Here is a 14,996-nt window from a genome sequence, read left to right on the forward strand (position 1 = left end):
GATGTCGAAGCTCGGCGATCTCGGCGCCCGGCTCCACCGTGGTGAGGTCGGCTACGACTTCATCGGCAACCGCAAGATCTGGTATGGCCTGTCCATCCTGATCACCATCACCGCCATCGTCGCCCTGGCCGTCCGCGGCCTGAACATGGGCATCGAGTTCCAGGGCGGTGCCGTCTTCACGACCCCGAAGTCGGAAGTCTCCGTCAGCCAGGCGCAGGAGTACGCGGAAGAGGCCTCCGGCCACGACGCGATCGTCCAGCAGCTCGGCAACGGCTCCCTCCGCATCCAGGTCGGCGGCCTCGACACCGCGCAGTCCGACAAGGTCCGCACGGAGCTCGCGAAGGACCTGAACGTCGCCGAGGACAAGATCGCGGCGGAGCTGGTCGGACCCAGCTGGGGTGAGCAGATCGCCACCAAGGCCTGGACCGGTCTGGGGATCTTCATGATCCTCGTGGTGATCTATCTGGCCATCGCCTTCGAGTGGAGAATGGCGATCGCGGCGCTCATCGCGCTGATCCACGACCTCACGATCACGGTCGGCATCTACTCGCTGGTCGGCTTCGAGGTGACCGTCGGTACGGTCATCGGTCTGCTGACGATCCTCGGTTATTCGCTGTACGACACGGTCGTCGTCTTCGACTCGCTCAAGGAACAGACGAAGGACATCACGAAGCAGACCCGCTTCACGTACAGCGAGCTGGCCAACCGCTCGATCAACGGCACCCTGGTCCGTTCGATCAACACCACCGTCGTCGCGCTGCTGCCGGTCGCCGGCCTGCTCTTCATCGGTGGCGGCGTCCTCGGCGCCGGCATGCTCAACGACATCTCGCTGTCGCTGTTCGTCGGCCTCGCCGCCGGTGCGTACTCCTCGATCTTCATCGCCACCCCGCTCGTCGCCGACCTCAAGGAGCGCGAGCCGGCGATCAGGGCACTCAAGAAGCGCATCATGGCGAAGCGGGCCGGTGCGGCCGCCAAGGGCGAGTCGTACGACGGGTCCGCCGACGAGAACGAGATCGCCGTCGTCGGCCCGCGGGCGAGCCGTCACGGCCGCTCCTCGGAGCACCGAGGATGACCGCCGAGGCTCAGGACGCCACCGACCTCCTGCTCAGCCGCATCCGCGACGTGCCGGACTACCCGAAGCCGGGCGTGCTGTTCAAGGACATCACGCCGCTGCTCGCGGACCCGGAAGCGTTCACGGCGCTCACCGACGCCCTCGCCGGACTGTGCTCCGCGCACGGCGCGACGAAGATCGTCGGTCTCGAGGCGCGCGGCTTCATCCTGGCCGCCCCGGTGGCCGTCCGCGCGGGACTGGGCTTCATCCCCGTCCGCAAGGCCGGCAAGCTCCCCGGAGCGACGCTCCGCCAGGCGTACGAGCTGGAGTACGGCACCGCCGAGATCGAGGTGCACGCCGAGGACCTGGCCGCGGGCGACCGCGTCATGGTCATCGACGACGTCCTCGCCACCGGCGGTACGGCCGAGGCCTCGATCGAGCTCATCCGTCGCGCGGGCGCCGAGGTGGCGGGCGTCGCGGTCCTGATGGAACTCGGCTTCCTCCCGGGCCGCGCCCGCCTGGAGCCGGCTCTGAACGGCGCTCCGCTCACGGCGCTGATCACCGTCTGACATCGGGCTTCACCCCGCACGGGGCGCTCCGGGGAATCCCCGGAGCGCCCCGTCGGTTTTCCGGAGTGTCCCGGTCCGGGAGCCGGGGGACGTGGCGCGCCCGCCGTCGGGCTCCCGTCCCCGTCACGGCCGCGTGAGCAGTGCGTGTCCGGGCTCGATACGATGGCCTTTCCGGGCCTGACCGGGGGACCCGGTACCTCCCCCAGACTCCGTCCGGGGGGACCGCCAGAGGAGCGCTCTTGCCAGACGAGGCCCAGTCACTCTCCGCCGCGCAGCCCGACCCGAAGGCCGACAAGGCCGCGCCGGGTACGGGCACGCCCCAGAACAAGCCCGCGGAGACCGGGCCCGCGCCTGCCGCGTCCGCGTCGCCGGCCCCCAAGCCCCCGGCACCCGAGGCCCCGGCCCCCACGCGGCCCGCGCCGGCGGCGCCCGCACGCTCGGGCGGCTCGTCCAACCGCGTCCGCGCCCGCCTGGCCCGGCTCGGCGTCCAGCGTTCCTCCCCGTACAACCCGGTCCTCGAACCGCTGCTGCGGATCGTCCGCTCCAACGACCCGAAGATCGAGACGGCGACGCTCCGCCAGGTCGAGCGGGCCTACCAGGTCGCCGAGCGCTGGCACCGCGGCCAGAAGCGCAAGAGCGGCGACCCTTACATCACCCACCCGCTCGCCGTGACCACCATCCTCGCCGAGCTCGGCATGGACCCGGCGACCCTGATGGCCGGACTGCTGCACGACACCGTCGAGGACACCGAGTACGGCCTCGACACCCTGCGCCGCGACTTCGGCGACCAGGTGGCGCTGCTCGTCGACGGCGTCACCAAGCTCGACAAGGTCAAGTTCGGCGAGGCCGCACAGGCCGAGACGGTCCGCAAGATGGTCGTCGCGATGGCCAAGGACCCGCGCGTCCTGGTCATCAAGCTCGCCGACCGTCTGCACAACATGCGCACCATGCGCTACCTCAAGCGGGAGAAGCAGGAGAAGAAGGCCCGCGAGACCCTCGAGATCTACGCGCCCCTGGCTCACCGCCTGGGCATGAACACCATCAAGTGGGAGCTGGAGGACCTCGCCTTCGCGATCCTCTACCCCAAGATGTACGACGAGATCGTCCGGCTCGTCGCCGAGCGCGCCCCCAAGCGGGACGAGTACCTCGCGATAGTGACCGACGAGGTCCAGACCGATCTGCGCGCCGCCCGCATCAAGGCCACCGTCACCGGCCGCCCCAAGCACTACTACAGCGTCTACCAGAAGATGATCGTCCGCGGCCGTGACTTCGCGGAGATCTACGACCTGGTGGGCATCCGTGTCCTCGTCGACACGGTGCGGGACTGCTACGCCGCCCTCGGCACCGTCCACGCGCGATGGAACCCGGTCCCCGGCCGGTTCAAGGACTACATCGCGATGCCGAAGTTCAACATGTACCAGTCGCTGCACACGACGGTCATCGGACCCAACGGCAAGCCGGTCGAGCTGCAGATCCGCACCTTCGACATGCACCGGCGCGCCGAGTACGGCATCGCCGCGCACTGGAAGTACAAGCAGGAGGCCGTCGCCGGTGCCTCCAAGGTCCGCGCCGACGTGCCGAAGAAGGCCGGCAAGGACGACCACCTCAACGACATGGCGTGGCTGCGCCAGCTCCTCGACTGGCAGAAGGAGACCGAGGACCCCAGCGAGTTCCTGGAGTCCCTGCGCTTCGACCTCTCGCGCAACGAGGTCTTCGTCTTCACCCCCAAGGGCGACGTCATCGCGCTGCCCGCCGGGGCGACCCCCGTCGACTTCTCGTACGCCGTCCACACCGAGGTCGGCCACCGCACCATAGGAGCGCGGGTCAACGGGCGGCTCGTGCCGCTCGAATCGACCCTCGACAACGGCGACCTGGTCGAGGTCTTCACCTCCAAGGCCGCCGGCGCCGGGCCCTCCCGCGACTGGCTGGGCTTCGTCAAGTCCCCGCGCGCCCGCAACAAGATCAGGGCCTGGTTCTCCAAGGAGCGCCGCGACGAGGCCATCGAGCAGGGCAAGGACGCCATCGCGCGGGCCATGCGCAAGCAGAACCTGCCGATCCAGCGGATCCTCACCGGCGACTCCCTCGTCACCCTGGCCCACGAGATGCGCTACAGCGACATCTCCTCGCTGTACGCGGCGATCGGCGAGGGCCATGTCACCGCCCAGTCCATCGTGCAGAAGCTCGTCCAGGCACTCGGCGGCGAGGAGGCGGCCACCGAGGACATCGACGAGACGGCCCCGCCCACCCGCGGCCGCTCCAAGCGCCGCTCCAGCACCGACCCCGGGGTCGTCGTCAAGGGCGTCGAGGACGTCTGGGTGAAGCTGGCCCGCTGTTGCACCCCCGTGCCCGGCGACCCGATCATCGGCTTCGTCACCCGCGGCAGTGGCGTATCGGTTCACCGCAGCGACTGCGTCAACGTGGAGTCGCTCTCCCGGGAGCCGGAGCGGATCCTCGAGGTCGAGTGGGCGCCCACCCAGTCCTCGGTCTTCCTCGTCGCGATCCAGGTCGAGGCCCTGGACCGCTCGCGGCTGCTCTCCGACGTCACCCGGGTCCTCTCGGACCAGCACGTCAACATCCTCTCGGCGGCCGTCCAGACCTCCCGCGACCGGGTGGCCACCTCGCGCTTCACCTTCGAGATGGGCGACCCGAAGCACCTGGGCCACGTCCTGAAGGCCGTACGCGGCGTGGAGGGCGTCTACGACGTCTACCGCGTGACCTCGGCCCGCAGGCCGTAACCGCACGTACGAGGAAGGCCCCCCGGCAGTGAGCCGGGGGGCCTTCCTCGTACGGTCACGGCCGTGTCAGCCGCCGAACTCCTCCAGGCCCTTCATGGCCTGGTCGAGCAGGGCCTGGCGGCCCTCCAGCTCACGGGAGAGCTTGTCGGCCTTGGCGTCGTTGCCGGCGGCGCGGGCCGCGTCGATCTGCTTGCGCAGCTTCTCGACCGCGTCCTGGAGCTGACCGGTCAGACCCGCGGCACGCGCGCGTGCCTCCGGGTTCGTCCGGCGCCACTCGGTCTCCTCGGCCTCCTGGATGGCCCGCTCCACGGTGTGCATCCGGCCCTCGACCTTGGGACGGGCGTCACGCGGGACGTGGCCGATGGCCTCCCACCGCTCGTTGAGGGAACGGAAGGCGGCGCGGGCCGCCTTCAGGTCCGACACCGGCAGGAGCTTCTCGGCCTCGGTCGCGAGCTCCTCCTTGAGCTTGAGGTTCTCGGACTGCTCCGCGTCCCGCTCGGCGAAGACCTCGCCGCGCGCCGCGAAGAAGACGTCCTGGGCGCCGCGGAAGCGGTTCCACAGGTCGTCCTCGTGCTCGCGCTGGGCGCGGCCGGCCGCCTTCCACTCCGTCATCAGGTCGCGGTAGCGGGCCGCCGTGGTGCCCCAGTCGGTGGAGTTCGACAGCGACTCCGCCTCGGCGACCAGGCGCTCCTTGGTCTTGCGGGCGTCCTCGCGCTGGGCGTCGAGCGAGGCGAAGTGGGCCTTGCGGCGCTTCGAGAACGCCGAGCGGGCGTGCGAGAAGCGGTGCCACAGCTCGTCGTCGGACTTGCGGTCGAGCCGGGGCAGGCCCTTCCAGGTGTCCACGAGCGCGCGCAGCCGCTCGCCCGCGGAGCGCCACTGCTCGCTCTGGGCCAGCTCCTCGGCCTCGGTGACGAGCTTCTCCTTGGCGGAGCGCGCCTCGTCGGTCTGCTTGGCCTTCTGAGCCCTGCGCTCCTCGCGGCGCGAGTCGACCGTCTCGACGAGCTTGTCGAGGCGGGTCGCGAGCGCGGCCAGGTCACCGACGGCGTGGTGCTCGTCGATCTGCTGGCGGATGTGCTCGATCGCCGCGGTGGCGTCCTTCGCCGAGAGGTCGGTGGTCTTCACCCGCTTCTCGAGGAGGCCGATCTCGACAACCAAGCCCTCGTACTTGCGCTCGAAGTAGGCCAGAGCCTCCTCAGGGGTGCCGGCCTGCCACGATCCGACGACCTTCTCGCCTTCGGCCGTCCGCACGTACACGGTGCCCGTCTCGTCGACGCGGCCCCACGGGTCGCTGCTCACAGCGCCTCCTCACCATGATGCCGTCGCGGGGTCGTACCCCGCGGGCATCGTCCACAGTTTCCCGGCGGGCCTCGCCCGCCTTCCGCAGCGCGGCCGACGGCCCAACGCTGCACAACGCCAATCTAGGCGAACGGCGGCCCGGCTGTCCGCACTCAGCGCGACCGAGATTCGGCGGTCACGCGCGCGTGACGACCGAGATTCGGCGGTCACGCGCGCGTGCGGACCCGGCTCACTTCTTCGCGACGGTCGCCTTCTCGATGGTGACGGCCTTCTTCGGGGCACCGTCGGTGGCGCCGCCCGTGACGCCCGCCTCGGCGACGTCCTTGACCACTTCGAGGCCGGCCGCGTCGATCTTTCCGAACGGCGTGTAGCTCGGCGGCAGCTTGGTGTCCTTGTAGACGAGGAAGAACTGCGAGCCGCCGCTGCCCGGCTGCCCGGTGTTCGCCATCGCCACGGTGCCCGCGGGGTAGGTGACCGAGCCCTCCGGGCCCGCCTTGCCCAGGGCGTCCAGGTTCTCGTCCGGGATGGTGTAGCCCGGGCCGCCGGTGCCGTCGCCCTTGGGGTCACCGCACTGCAGCACGAAGATGCCGCTGGTGGTGAGGCGGTGGCACTTCGTCCCGTCGAAGTACTTCTTGGCGGCGAGGTGCGAGAAGGAGTTCACCGTGCGCGGGGTCTTCGCCGCGTCCATGGTGATCGTGATGTCGCCCTCGTTCGTCTTGAGCGCCATGGCGTACGTGGCCTTGGCGTCCACCGACATCTTCGGCTCGGCGCTCGACGACTCGCTCTGCGAGGGCGCAGGGCTGCTGGGCGAGCTGCTCGCCGAGTTGTCGGAGCCCGCCGTGTCGTCCTTGGAGTCGTCGCCCGTCAGCGCCACGGACGCGTACACCGCGCCGCCCGCCGCGAGGACCACCGCGAGGGCTGCCGCGATGACGGCGTTGCGGCGCTTCGCCTTGCGCCGGTTCTCCTCCCGCCGCAGCTGCTGCCGCGCGTACTTCTCCCTGGCAAGCTGCCGCCGCCGCTGATCGCTGGTGACCACCGGTTCCGCTCCTGTCGCTCGTCTGTTCCTGTCCTGGCCGGGTGTGCCCGTACCGTATACGGGTTGGCTGTGGAACCGGCACCGCCGGTAGGCTCTGATCTGCCGTATTCCGCGTTTTCCGCGGGTTCCGCGAATTCCGCGCCCTCGTGCCGGACGACATTTAAGGACGAACGTGCTGATTGCCGGGTTCCCCGCCGGGGCCTGGGGGACCAATTGCTATCTGGTCGCCCCCGCCGCAGGCGAGGAGTGCGTCATCATCGACCCGGGCCACCAGGCCGCCCAGGGTGTCGAGGAGACGTTGAAGAAGCATCGGCTCAAGCCCGTCGCCGTCGTCCTCACCCATGGACACATCGACCACGTCGCCTCCGTCGTCCCGGTATGCGGCGCCCATGACGTCCCCGCGTGGATCCACCCGTCCGACCGCTACATGATGAGCGACCCGGAGAAGGCCCTCGGCCGCTCCATCGGGATGCCCCTCATGGGCGAGCTGACCGTGGGAGAGCCCGACGACGTGCGAGAACTGACGGACGGCGCCGAGCTGAAGCTCGCCGGTCTGGACTTCTCCGTCGCCCACGCGCCCGGTCATACCAAGGGGTCGGTGACCTTCAGGATGCCGGAGACCACGGAGATCCCCTCCGTGTTCTTCTCCGGGGACCTGCTGTTCGCCGGCTCCATCGGACGCACCGACCTTCCCGGCGGTGACATGGACGAGATGCTCGCTTCGCTGGCCCGTGTGTGCCTGCCGCTCGACAACTCGACCGTGGTGCTGTCGGGACACGGTCCCCAGACGACCATCGGCCAGGAGCGCGCCACGAACCCCTATCTGCGGGATGTGGCCGCCGGTCTCGGGAGCACGGACGCTCCCCGACGAGGAATGTGACGAGACTTTCGTGAGCACCTTTCAGGCCCCCAAGGGCACGTACGACCTGATCCCGCCCCGCTCCGCCACGTTCCTGGCGGTCCGGGACGCGATCTCCACGCCGCTGAGGAACTCCGGCTACGGCTACATCGAGACCCCGGGTTTCGAGAACGTCGAGCTGTTCTCCCGCGGTGTCGGTGAGTCCACCGACATCGTGACCAAGGAGATGTACACCCTCACCACGAAGGGCAACGACCACCTCGCCCTCCGTCCGGAGGGCACCGCGTCCGTGCTGCGCGCGGCGCTCCAGGCCAACCTGCACAAGCAGGGCAACCTGCCGGTGAAGCTCTGGTACTCCGGCTCGTACTACCGCTACGAGCGGCAGCAGGCGGGCCGCTACCGCCACTTCTCCCAGGTCGGTGCCGAGGCCATCGGCGCCGAGGACCCGGCGCTCGACGCCGAGCTGATCATCCTGGCCGACCAGGCGTACCGCTCCCTCGGGCTGCGGAACTTCCGCATCCTGCTCAACTCGCTGGGCGACAAGGAGTGCCGTCCCGTCTACCGCGAGGCGCTCCAGGGCTTCCTGCGCGGGCTCGACCTCGACGAGGAGACCCTGCGCCGCGCCGAGATCAACCCGCTGCGCGTCCTCGACGACAAGCGCGAGTCCGTGCAGAAGCAGCTCGTCGGCGCCCCGCTGCTCGGCGACTACCTCTGTGACGCCTGCAAGGCGTACCACGAGGAGGTGCGCGCCCTGATCACCGCGGCGGGCGTGGAGTTCGAGGACGACGCCAAGCTGGTGCGCGGTCTGGACTACTACACCCGCACGACCTTCGAGTTCGTCCACGGCGGCCTCGGCTCGCAGTCGGCGGTCGGCGGCGGCGGTCGCTACGACGGCCTCTCCGAGATGATCGGCGGCCCCGCGCTGCCGTCCGTCGGCTGGGCGCTCGGCGTGGACCGCACGGTCCTCGCCCTGGAGGCGGAGGGCATCGAGCTCGACCTCCCCGCCGTCACCAGCGTCTTCGCCGTGGCCATCGGCGAGGAGGCGCGCCGGACCCTCTTCGGCAAGGTCACCGAGCTGCGCAGGGAGGGCGTCTCCGCGGACTTCTCGTTCGGCGGCAAGGGCCTCAAGGGCGCGATGAAGGACGCCAACCGCTCCGGCGCCCGCTTCGCCGTCGTCGCCGGTGAGCGCGACCTCGCCGAGGGTGTCGTCCAGCTCAAGGACATGGGGACCGGCGAGCAGCAGGCGGTCGCCGTGGACGCGCTGCTCGACGCGGTACGGGCCAAGCTGGCCTGACGGACCTTCCGGAGCAGGGGCCCGGACCCACGCACGCGCGTGGGTCCGGGCCCCTGCCCGTCGTCCTTATGTTCGCCTCACTTATCTCCGGCGAACGGTGGGCGCGCTGCCCCGTGCGGCAGAATGACCGTGCCCACAAGGCTCGCGAGCGAGGGAAAAGGCGACATGACGAAGGCAGCGGTGGACGAGGCCGCGTCCGGCCGGCACGACGGCGGCACGATCGGGGCGAGCAAGGCCTTCGCCTGGATGCTCGTGATCACCGGAGCGGCCGGGGTGCTCGCCGCCTGGGTCATCACGATCGACAAGTTCAAGCTCCTCGAGGACCCGAACTTCGTCCCCGGGTGCAGCCTCAACCCGATCGTCTCCTGCGGCAACATCATGAAGAGCGAGCAGGCCTCGGTCTTCGGCTTCCCGAATCCGATGCTCGGCCTCGTCACGTACGCCATGGTGGTCGCGATCGGTCTCGCCCTGCTCGCCGGGGCCCGCTACCGCCGCTGGTACTGGCTCGGCCTCAACGCCGGCACCCTCTTCGGCGTCGGATTCTGCACCTGGCTGATGTACCAGTCGCTGTACGAGATCAACTCGCTGTGCCTGTGGTGCTGCCTCGCCTGGGTCGCCACCATCGTCATGTTCTGGTACGTGACCTCGCAGAACGTCCGCAGCGGCGCCATCCCCGCCCCCCGCGGCATCAGGACCTTCTTCGACGAGTTCACCTGGGTCCTCCCCGTCCTGCACATCGGGATCATCGGCATGCTGATCCTGACCCGCTGGTGGGACTTCTGGACCGGCTGACCGTCCGCCGGCGGACCGCCGGCGGAGCCGGCGCTGTCGGTGGCGTGACCTAGGCTTCATGACTGTGGAGCCCGACCTCTTTACCGCAGCAGCCGAAGACCGCCAGGAGAAGGACCCCGCCAGCAGCCCGCTGGCCGTCCGGATGCGCCCGCGCACCCTCGACGAAGTGGTGGGGCAGAAGCACCTGCTCAAGCCCGGATCGCCGCTGCGCCGGCTCGTGGGCGACGGCGACGGCGGCCCCGCCGGTGCCTCCTCCGTGATCCTCTGGGGCCCGCCCGGCATCGGGAAGACGACCCTGGCGTACGTGGTCTCCAAGGCGACCAACAAGCGGTTCGTGGAGCTGTCGGCGATCACGGCGGGCGTCAAGGAGGTCCGCGCCGTCATCGACGGAGCCCGCCGCGCGGTCGGTGGCTACGGCAAGGAGACCGTCCTCTTCCTCGACGAGATCCACCGCTTCTCCAAGGCCCAGCAGGACTCGCTGCTGCCCGCCGTCGAGAACCGCTGGGTGACGCTCATCGCGGCCACCACCGAGAACCCGTACTTCTCGATCATCTCCCCGCTCCTCTCCCGCTCCCTGCTCCTCACCCTGGAGCCGCTGACCGACGACGACCTGCGCGGCCTGATGGCCCGGGCGCTCACCGGCGAGCGCGGGCTCGGCGGGGCGGTGACCCTGCCGGAGGACGCCGAGGCCCACCTCCTGCGTGTCGCGGGCGGCGACGCCCGGCGCGCCCTGACCGCACTGGAGGCGGCCGCGGGCGCCGCCATCGCCAAGGGCGAGCCGGAGATCACTCTGGAGACGGTCGAGGAGACCGTCGACCGGGCGGCCGTGAAGTACGACCGGGACGGCGACCAGCACTACGACGTGGCCAGCGCCCTCATCAAGTCGATCCGCGGTTCGGACGTGGACGCGGCCCTGCACTACCTGGCCCGGATGATCGAGGCGGGGGAGGACCCGCGGTTCATCGCCCGGCGCCTCATGATCTCCGCCAGCGAGGACATCGGCCTCGCCGATCCGAACGCGCTGCCGATCGCCGTCGCCGCCGCGCAGGCCGTCGCCATGATCGGCTTCCCCGAGGCGGCGCTCACCCTGAGCCACGCGACGATCGCCCTGGCCCTGGCTCCGAAGTCGAACGCGGCGACCACCGCGATCGGCGCCGCCCTGGCGGACGTACGCAACGGCCTCGCCGGATCGGTCCCGCCGCATCTGCGCGACGGCCACTACAAGGGCGCGGCCAAGCTCGGTCACGCCCAGGGCTACGTCTACCCCCATGACGTCCCGGGCGGCATCGCGGCCCAGCAGTACGCCCCGGACACGATCCACGGCCGTCAGTACTACGAACCCACGCGGTACGGCGCGGAAGCGAGATACGCCGACGTGGTGGAGCGCGTGAGGGCCCGCTTGAAGGGCGACGAGTAGGACCCCGGCCGCGGGCGTTCGCTCCTCCCCGAGACTTCCGGGCACCCGCGGCCGAGGCCGCCGGAGCGCGTGCGAGGGAGCCCCGAGGACCCGGTACACTGGTCGGGATTGCTGCGTCCCGTGTCCGGCTCCGGTCGGCACCACCAGAACGGGACAGTCAGCCGGAGACCCGGCCCTCGGGCGGGGTTTCCAGGAGCGTCGCGCACCTTCGAAGGTGTCGCGTGCCACCCACCACCACCCGGGATCCCGGGAGCGGCGGTGGGTCGTTCGCGTGCTGCACGTATGTGCCCAGACCTGGGAGCGGCTGCCCGGCACGGTCCGTCCTGTACGGACCCGACGGGTTTCCCGGCTGCGGATGCGACCTCCCCTAACCCTGGTGAAGCCGTTTCGTACCAGTAGAGAGGTTGGTTCATGCCGAACCAGTCCCGTCCCAAGGTCAAGAAGTCGCGTGCCCTCGGTATCGCGCTGACCCCGAAGGCCGTCAAGTACTTCGAGGCCCGCCCCTACCCGCCGGGCGAGCACGGCCGTGGCCGCAAGCAGAACTCGGACTACAAGGTCCGTCTGCTCGAGAAGCAGCGTCTGCGCGCCCAGTACGACATCAGCGAGCGCCAGATGGCGCGCGCCTACGACCGCGCCAAGAAGGCCGAGGGCAAGACGGGCGAGGCGCTGGTCGTCGAGCTCGAGCGTCGTCTCGACGCCCTGGTCCTGCGTTCGGGCATCGCCCGCACCATCTACCAGGCCCGTCAGATGGTCGTCCACGGCCACATCCAGGTCAACGGTGGCAAGGTCGACAAGCCGTCGTTCCGCGTCCGTCCCGACGACGTCGTGATGGTCCGCGAGCGCAGCCGCACCAAGCCGCTGTTCGAGGTCGCCCGTGAGGGTGGCTTCGCCGCCGACGGTGAGACCCCGCGCTACCTGCAGGTCAACCTGAAGGCCCTGGCCTTCCGCCTCGACCGCGACCCGAACCGCAAGGAAATCCCGGTCATCTGCGACGAGCAGCTGGTCGTCGAGTACTACGCCCGCTGATTCGGGCCCCCGGCGGAAGCCGGGGGAGGTAGTACCACCCCCGCGGTGTTCAGCCCGCCGCTTCCCCGCCCTTTCCGGTGGGGGAGCCGGCGGGCTTCCGCGTTCCCGGGACCGTCGCCGTGCCGGCGGTACGGAACGGACGCGGTGCGGACTCCTCCGCCGGGCCGCCGACGGCGGGATTCCGGCCGGCCACGAGCGCGCGCTCCACCGCCTCCGCCGCCGAGAGCCCCTGACCCGCCCGGAACGCGGCGCCGTACGCCTCCGCACCGAGCGCCTCCTCGGCCTGCCGCTCGCACAGCGACCTCGGCACGTCGAACGCCTCCGAGCCGAAGAGCCGGATACCCACCGTGTCCCACACCGGGACCGCCGCCCCCTGGAGGACCGCGGCCTCCTCCGCATCGCCCTCGCTCACCGTCACCAGGGCGAGCAGCTCGATCGCCAGGACGAGGCCGACCAGATCACGGAAGCTGTCGTTGATCGACACGCACTCCGTGAGCAGCTCCCGCGCCTCCCCGAACGCGCCCCGGGTCCATGCCAGGTACCCCAGCACATAGAGGGCGTACGCCCGGGCCCACAGCTCGCCCCGCTCCTCGCAGACCTCCCTGACCTCCCGGGACAGCACGCCCGCCCCCTCCTGGTCGCCCCGGAAGGCCCGCGCCATCGCCAGCTCGATCTGCGCCATCAGCACATTGCTGTTCAGCTCGCCGAGCTCCCGGTACGCGTCGAGCGCCCGCCCGATCAGCTCCTCGGCCCGCGGCATGTCGTCCGTGAGCAGCGCGAGACAGCCCATCCGGTGCGTCGCGTACGCCTCCGCCAGCGCGTTCCGCGAGGACCGCGCCCGCTCACCGCACTCGTGGAGCGCCGCCACCGCCGCCGTGCCGTCGCCCTGCAGCACCGCCACGTACCCGAGTACCCACAGCGCCTTGAGCCGCGCCTCCTCGTGACCGGATTCGAGCGCCAGCGCGCGGTCCAGCCAGTGCCGGCCCTCCGAGAGACGCCCGCAACCCACCCACGCGAACCAGAGCGTGCCCGCCAGGTGTTGGGCGAGATGCGCGTCCTCCGGCAGTTCGAGACACAGGTCGAGGGCTGCCCGCAGATGCGGCAGCGCCGCCTCCGTCAGGGCCGCCACCTCGGGCTGGCGCGGGCTGAACCACTCCAGCTCACACCAGGTGGCCAGGCCCATGTACCAGTCGCGGTGCCGCCGCCGCATCCGATCGGTGTCGTCGAGCGCCGCGAGCCACTCGGCCCCGTACGCCGAGACCGTGTCGAGCATCCGGTACGCGGGACCGGCCGGGGTGTCCTCCCGGGTGAGCAGCGACTGCGCGAGCAACCCGCCGAGCAGATCCAGGATCCGCTCAGGCGGCAGCTCGGGGCCCCCGCAGACGTACTCCACCGCCTCCAGGTCGAAGGGGCCGGGGAAGACCGAGAGCCGGGCCCAGAGGAGCCGCTCCTCCGGGGTGCACAGCTCATGGCTCCAGCCGATGGCGGTGCGCAGCGTCTGATGGCGGGGGAGTGCCCCGCGCGCGCCGTCCGTGAGGAGCCGGAAGCGGTCGTCGAGGCGGTACAGCATCTGCTCGACGGAGAGCAGCGGCAGCCGCCCGGCCGCCAGTTCGAGGGCGAGCGGAATCCCGTCGAGGCGCCGGCACAACTCGCGTACGGCGTCCCGGTCGCCGGTCCGGGCCGGGCCCCTGGCCGGCCCTCCGGGCCGGGCCGCGGCCGTGCCCGGGTGGACGGGCGCGCCCGCGGGCGTCGGAACCCCGTGGAAGGCGTCGGCCTCCGCCCCCGGCAGGCTCGGCGCGCCCGCCTCCGCCGCCCGCTCCGCGAGCAGCGTCATCGCGTCCTCCTCGCCCAGCGGCGCCAGCGGGAACACGACCTCGCCCGCCACCCGCAGGGGCCGCCGGCCGATCGCGAGGACGGTGAGCCCGGGAGCGTGCTCGAGGAGTTCCCGTACCAGCGGCGCGCAGTGCTCCACGAGGTGCTCGAAGCCGTCCACGACCAGCAGCGTCCGCCGCTCGGCGAGGTGCTCGACGAGCGCCTCGCGCGGGGGTCGCGGGGTGTGGTCGGTCAGGTCGAGCGCCTCGACCAGGGCGTACTCGATCAGATCGGGGTCGCGCAGCGGCGCGAGCTCGGCGAGCCGTACCCCGTCGCTGTAGCGTTTCTGCGCCGCCGCGGCAGCTCTCAGGGCGAGCCGGGTCTTGCCGACCCCGCCCACGCCCACGACCGTGACCAGGCGGGACGCATCGAGGAGCGCCGTCAGTGCGGCCTGCTCGATGGTCCGTCCGACGAACCGGTTGAGCTCCGCCGGGAGATTGCTCCGTCGCATGGGACACGGAGCGTACTCACCCCCACGCGCTCCGTACAATCGGTTCCCGTAACTCCCGTCGCGCAGGCGGTAATGCGGTACGGGGCGACAGCCCGGGCGCGATAGGGTCGGGGGACGACTTTCAGCAAGAGCCCAACGACAGCAGAGAGCGGTGCAGAGTGACCGGTGGAGAGGTTGCCGGGATCCTGGTGGCCGTCTTCTGGGCGATCCTGGTCTCCTTCCTCGCCGTGGTTCTGGTGAGGCTGGCGCAGACGCTCAGGGCGACCACCAAGATGGTGGCGGACGTGACCGAGCAGGCCGTTCCCCTGCTGGCCGACGCCTCCGCGACCGTCCGCTCGGCACAGACCCAGCTCGACCGGGTCGACGCCATCGCCTCGGACGTCCAGGAGGTCACCTCCAACGCCTCCGCGCTCTCCTCCACCGTCGCCTCCACCTTCGGCGGCCCCCTCGTCAAGGTCGCGGCCTTCGGCTACGGGGTGCGCAAGGCACTGGGCCGCGGCGGGGACGGTGCGGACGTGCCGCGGGTCTCCTCGCGACGTACTGTGATCGTCGGCCGTACCGTGCCGTCCTCGCGACGCCGGAAGCAGAAGGGCTGAGC

General features: G+C 70.9%; 12 protein-coding genes. 9 read left to right on the top strand and 3 right to left on the bottom strand.

Annotation, left to right across the window (positions count from 1 at the left end):
* The first annotated feature begins 1 nt into the window (after position 1).
* The 3 genes from secF to IF00_RS0109360 all read left to right on the top strand — a co-directional run bounded on the left by secF (position 2) and on the right by IF00_RS0109360 (position 4,355).
* Positions 2 to 1,072 (top strand): protein translocase subunit SecF, encoded by a 1,071-nt coding sequence (secF, locus tag IF00_RS0109350; protein ID WP_030316246.1) that lies wholly within the window; start codon positions 2 to 4, stop codon positions 1,070 to 1,072.
* Positions 1,069 to 1,620 (top strand): adenine phosphoribosyltransferase, encoded by a 552-nt coding sequence (locus IF00_RS0109355; RefSeq protein WP_030316248.1) that lies wholly within the window; start codon positions 1,069 to 1,071, stop codon positions 1,618 to 1,620. Before secF ends, IF00_RS0109355 begins: the two co-directional genes overlap by 4 nt.
* Before the next feature lie 239 nt (positions 1,621 to 1,859).
* Positions 1,860 to 4,355 (top strand): RelA/SpoT family protein, encoded by a 2,496-nt coding sequence (locus tag IF00_RS0109360; protein WP_030316249.1) that lies wholly within the window; start codon positions 1,860 to 1,862, stop codon positions 4,353 to 4,355.
* A gap of 66 nt (positions 4,356 to 4,421) precedes the next feature.
* Here IF00_RS0109360 and IF00_RS0109365 read toward each other — a convergent pair whose 3' ends face one another.
* Positions 4,422 to 5,651 carry a DUF349 domain-containing protein gene (locus tag IF00_RS0109365; RefSeq protein ID WP_030316252.1) on the bottom strand — a complete coding sequence of 410 codons (1,230 nt, stop codon included), beginning with the start codon at positions 5,649 to 5,651 and terminating at the stop codon, positions 4,422 to 4,424.
* A gap of 229 nt (positions 5,652 to 5,880) precedes the next feature.
* Positions 5,881 to 6,687: a peptidylprolyl isomerase gene (locus tag IF00_RS0109370; protein WP_030316254.1), complete on the bottom strand. Its 807-nt coding sequence runs from the start codon at positions 6,685 to 6,687 to the stop codon at positions 5,881 to 5,883.
* A 172-nt stretch (positions 6,688 to 6,859) separates the two neighbouring features.
* Here IF00_RS0109370 and IF00_RS0109375 point away from each other — a divergent pair, with 172 nt between their 5' ends.
* From IF00_RS0109375 to rpsD, 5 genes are all read left to right on the top strand, one after another.
* A complete protein-coding gene (locus IF00_RS0109375; RefSeq protein ID WP_030316256.1) occupies positions 6,860 to 7,567 on the top strand; it encodes an MBL fold metallo-hydrolase in 708 nt (235 codons plus the stop codon).
* A 10-nt stretch (positions 7,568 to 7,577) separates the two neighbouring features.
* Positions 7,578 to 8,840 carry a histidine--tRNA ligase gene (gene hisS, locus IF00_RS0109380; RefSeq protein WP_030316263.1) on the top strand — a complete coding sequence of 421 codons (1,263 nt, stop codon included), beginning with the start codon at positions 7,578 to 7,580 and terminating at the stop codon, positions 8,838 to 8,840.
* Positions 8,841 to 9,005: 165 nt separating this feature from the next.
* Positions 9,006 to 9,632 (top strand): vitamin K epoxide reductase family protein, encoded by a 627-nt coding sequence (locus IF00_RS0109385; protein ID WP_030316265.1) that lies wholly within the window; start codon positions 9,006 to 9,008, stop codon positions 9,630 to 9,632.
* Positions 9,633 to 9,696: 64 nt separating this feature from the next.
* On the top strand, positions 9,697 to 11,049 hold the full coding sequence (locus tag IF00_RS0109390; protein ID WP_030316266.1) for a replication-associated recombination protein A: 1,353 nt from the start codon (positions 9,697 to 9,699) through the stop codon (positions 11,047 to 11,049).
* A 411-nt stretch (positions 11,050 to 11,460) separates the two neighbouring features.
* Positions 11,461 to 12,075: a 30S ribosomal protein S4 gene (gene rpsD / locus IF00_RS0109395; protein WP_024758279.1), complete on the top strand. Its 615-nt coding sequence runs from the start codon at positions 11,461 to 11,463 to the stop codon at positions 12,073 to 12,075.
* A 49-nt stretch (positions 12,076 to 12,124) separates the two neighbouring features.
* Here the strand turns inward: rpsD and IF00_RS0109400 are convergent, their stop codons facing one another.
* On the bottom strand, positions 12,125 to 14,398 hold the full coding sequence (locus IF00_RS0109400; protein WP_030316270.1) for an ATP-binding protein: 2,274 nt from the start codon (positions 14,396 to 14,398) through the stop codon (positions 12,125 to 12,127).
* 158 nt (positions 14,399 to 14,556) lie between these two features.
* On the opposite strand from IF00_RS0109400, the gene IF00_RS0109405 reads away from it, so the two are divergent.
* Positions 14,557 to 14,994 carry a DUF948 domain-containing protein gene (locus IF00_RS0109405; protein WP_030316272.1) on the top strand — a complete coding sequence of 146 codons (438 nt, stop codon included), beginning with the start codon at positions 14,557 to 14,559 and terminating at the stop codon, positions 14,992 to 14,994.
* Positions 14,995 to 14,996 lie beyond the last annotated feature (2 nt).

The organism is Streptomyces flavochromogenes, assembly GCF_000717595.1.
GTDB lineage: Bacteria > Actinomycetota > Actinomycetes > Streptomycetales > Streptomycetaceae > Streptomyces > Streptomyces flavochromogenes.

Bases quoted from the DNA above. Each gene is read 5' to 3' on its own strand.
- secF (WP_030316246.1), top strand. From the start codon at position 2: ATGTCGAAGCTCGGCGATCTCGGCGCCCGGCTCCACCGTGGTGAGGTC.
- IF00_RS0109355 (WP_030316248.1), top strand. From the start codon at position 1,069: ATGACCGCCGAGGCTCAGGACGCCACCGACCTCCTGCTCAGCCGCATC.
- IF00_RS0109385 (WP_030316265.1), top strand. From the start codon at position 9,006: ATGACGAAGGCAGCGGTGGACGAGGCCGCGTCCGGCCGGCACGACGGC.
- rpsD (WP_024758279.1), top strand. From the start codon at position 11,461: ATGCCGAACCAGTCCCGTCCCAAGGTCAAGAAGTCGCGTGCCCTCGGT.
- IF00_RS0109400 (WP_030316270.1), bottom strand. From the start codon at position 14,398: ATGCGACGGAGCAATCTCCCGGCGGAGCTCAACCGGTTCGTCGGACGG.